Raw genomic sequence first — 3306 nt, 5'->3', positions numbered from 1 at the left:
GATGAGAAGCCACGGAGGACCCTTTTGTTTTAGAACTATATAGCTTCCCTATCACTCATCATGCCCGCTCTGTCCGCTGTTCACCACGCCATTGAGCCGATCAATCTCTTTCCTCAGCTCAACGATAGCACGATGTAACAGCCTATCTCTTCCATACTGTATCTGTTCGGGCATCAGGTCCAGGTCATACAGTAGCCCATCTAATGGCTGGTTAACGAAATAATCCCTGATGTATTCCTTCTCTTCTTCTTTCAATTCTCTTTCTTCATCCGTCCTGCTCTCTCCCTTCTATCGCTCATCCTATCAATCCACATGTTGCAAATAATACAACAACTCAATATCGGCTTAGTATCAGCACTCAGTTAAGAAGCCGTTGTATGAGTACAGGTCAGAGAACATCCATTGCTCTTCATACTGAACATACCATTCAAACCCTAGGTAGTTTCCTTCATAGCCGTTCTGCATTGAGTAACAAACAAACTCACCTATCATCCATTCGTCGTATTCATACATCTCTCATCCTTCATATATCCCCCTCACCGCATCCAATCAACCATAGTGGTAGTCGTATCCATCTGTTATGTTAATCGTTTGTGTGTGCTCTATGGTGTGCAATAGAGAGGTATCTTTCTTCTGTCATAGCAGAGTAATCATACTCATCACACAAATAGTCTATTGCTTTTGTTTCTTCGTCTGTCTCTTCTCTGTCTAGGATAATACATCCTCTTCTTATTTTGTATTTGCCTTTTAATATGCTTAGTGCTTTGTCGTCTGTTATACATTCTTCTCCTCAAATCTCACAATCTCTTTATTGAAAAATACTGGAATGCTCTTTGTGTCCCCGTCTCTGTTCTTGTCCCAGTGAAGAAAAGAATAAGCATTACCAGAGTCACTATCTATCCCATGATGTAATAATCCTGCCCCGTCTGCATCTTTCTCCAATTGTGAAGAATCTCCGAAATCATCTATTATCGGCCTGTTATGCTTTCCTGCGTCCTTTGGCCTTCTGAGCTGTGCAGCCGACACTATTGGAACGTCTAGGGATCTAGCAAGGGATTTTAAAGCCTTACTGATATCTGCTATCTGTTCGTTTCTGACAACTCCCTTGACGTCTGGCGTTATCTGCTGGACATAATCGATAAACAGGATCTTACACCCATAGACTGAAACCATTCGCCTTGCCTGAGTACAAACAGTTTGGAGTGTTGCATTAGGCTCATCGTAGACAACTGGATCGATATCATTAAGCTCTGTCCCTGATTCAATCAAGTATGAAATCTGTGCTGGTGTTAGGGTCCCGGCCTTAATCTTTGTCAGTGGCACCCCTGATGCAGATGAAGCCGTTCTGGAAAGAATCTCATTAGCAGATGATTCAACTGTTATGATCCCTGGACGGTATCCAGACTTAACAGCAGAAAGAGCGAATCCATTCAATGCTGCAGACTTTCCATCCGAAGGTCTCCCCCCGATATAGTAGAGAAGTTTGTTCTGGAACCCTCCTGTCAGTTAATCAAGAGTACTCATCCCTGAGGGTATTCCGGTTACTCCAATTTTCTTACTCGCTATTCTTTCCTCAAGCTCATTAAACCAATCCGGTAGCATCTCGCTAAACTTGATAATCCTGTAATCATTGAACCCTATCTTGATTTTATCAAGAAACTCAGAAGTCTTTGAAATCACTTCCTGTGGTTCTTCTCCTGCCCTCATAAGTTCAGCAAGATATGGAGCGACGTTCATGAGCTTACGATTCATGATTTCATGTTTCAGCTTATTTGCATAGAATTCCCAGTTGATATGAGTTGCCCCGCTCTCATAGATCTCACCGATCTCAGCAGGATTTACATCACCCCTCAGGTGGTTGGCTACTGCCACAAAGTCCGGAGTTGAATTAGTAGCTGATATTTCATAACAGGCTTTTAAGACTTTTCGACAACTTATGTTTTGTAGGTCATCCGGCTTGATTGCTACACGGTATAGAATATTCTGATCGTGCATGACAGCACAGACAAAGGCTGATTCTGTATCACTCATTTTCACCACCAACTATATTCACGGACTCATTGGTACTCTCACTATCAGACTCACTATCAGACCCAGAAGCATAAGATCCAAACTTCATCTTTGAAAATGCTTCCCGGGCTTCTTCTCCTGTCACTGCTTCACACTCTGGACATATCCCGTTAACCTTCTTTGCTCCACAATGACAATATTCATCCTGCTTCTTTTGAATTGTATCTGATCTAAACTCCTGGACCTTTTCAATCTTCATGTTCCTGAGTGGTTTTGATTCGTCCCAGTATTTATCAATTCCAGAAGATAAGAATCCGAATACATCGCCGTATACTGCACTCGGTTTGTAGGTTTGTGGATTTGAAAGAACAGTAAGATAATTATCCATGGAGTTTATTATCTCATCGAGGGAGTACAGTTTTACAGAAGCTATAATATTTGTTCTCAGTCTCACGTCTATGTTCGCAGTCAATCTTTTTGTTTTTTGTAGCCCGTCCATTGTATTCCAATACGCTATTGCCTGATCGATTTTATATGAAGTTGATTCTTCTATGCGTTTGTCTTCATTTGGGTCGTAGCTCTGGAAAGGGGAAGTGTTGATTTCTTTTTTTATCTTTTTTTCTTTTATAACCTTAGCTTTACTGGACTCAACTGGACTAGACTGGACTAACCTATGCGTACCATTGGTTGCCATTTGGTTGTCATTTGGTTGCCATTGATCTATTTCATTCTGTTGCAACGCTTTAAATGCTTCTGTATATGAACCGTTATCTTTTTCTATCAATGTTTTCAACTCTTCTTGGTACATTGTCGGTTTATACCTATCTTTCCTGATTGAGTTATGGAGCTTCCAGTGTTTTATGACAATAACGCCGGAGGCAAATGCCATTAGATATCTTTTGGCAAGCAATATTTCAAGGTCGTTCTGGTTTGATGATATTGACCTCATTCCGTTTTTAGGTTTATCAAGAAACCCGTCATCATCTGCCCTCATGTTAAGATGAAAATATAGGTTCTGAGTTGTCTGAGGCATGTCAAGGAAAGCGTCAGAATCTATTATGTTTTTGTTTATCATTCTTCTGGATGCCATTTAAAATTCCTTTTTTTTACTATTGCACAAAAGAAAAAACTTCTTTTTAGATAGCATATTTATTACGCTGTAAGTTATTATATCATTGCTTTCTTTGGAGTCTCTATTTAAACATCTAGAATCTATATTTATACATCCTGCGTCCATGTAGTCAAAAACAACTTCTTTGTAAAAAGATCTCAAACTTTTATTCATTCCGGAAATAT

5 protein-coding genes are annotated in these 3306 nt (G+C 40.1%); all 5 read right to left on the bottom strand.

Annotated elements, in window-relative coordinates; all coding sequences use genetic code 11:
• Nucleotides 1–51: 51 nt before the first annotated feature.
• Nucleotides 52–255 (bottom strand): hypothetical protein, encoded by a 204-nt coding sequence (locus PF479_RS08005; protein ID WP_298004626.1) that lies wholly within the window; start codon nt 253–255, stop codon nt 52–54.
• 519 nt (nt 256–774) lie between these two features.
• Nucleotides 775–1506, bottom strand: a complete 732-nt coding sequence (locus tag PF479_RS08000; protein ID WP_298004628.1) for a DnaB-like helicase C-terminal domain-containing protein — start codon at nt 1504–1506, stop codon at nt 775–777.
• Nucleotides 1507–2031: a DnaB-like helicase N-terminal domain-containing protein gene (locus tag PF479_RS07995; protein ID WP_298004623.1), complete on the bottom strand. Its 525-nt coding sequence runs from the start codon at nt 2029–2031 to the stop codon at nt 1507–1509.
• The gene (locus PF479_RS07990) at nt 2024–3100 is read right to left on the bottom strand and encodes a hypothetical protein (RefSeq protein WP_298004620.1); all 1077 of its coding nucleotides are present in this window, start codon (nt 3098–3100) and stop codon (nt 2024–2026) included. The genes PF479_RS07995 and PF479_RS07990 overlap by 8 nt, the downstream gene beginning before the upstream one ends.
• Nucleotides 3101–3306: hypothetical protein (locus PF479_RS07985; RefSeq protein WP_298004616.1), on the bottom strand; the 206-nt coding region annotated here is incomplete at its 5' end.

Origin of the sequence: Oceanispirochaeta sp., from assembly GCF_027859075.1 — a bacterium.
Taxonomy (GTDB): Bacteria; Spirochaetota; Spirochaetia; order DSM-2461; family DSM-2461; genus Oceanispirochaeta.
This window is presented reverse-complemented; position numbering and strand designations above follow the sequence as displayed.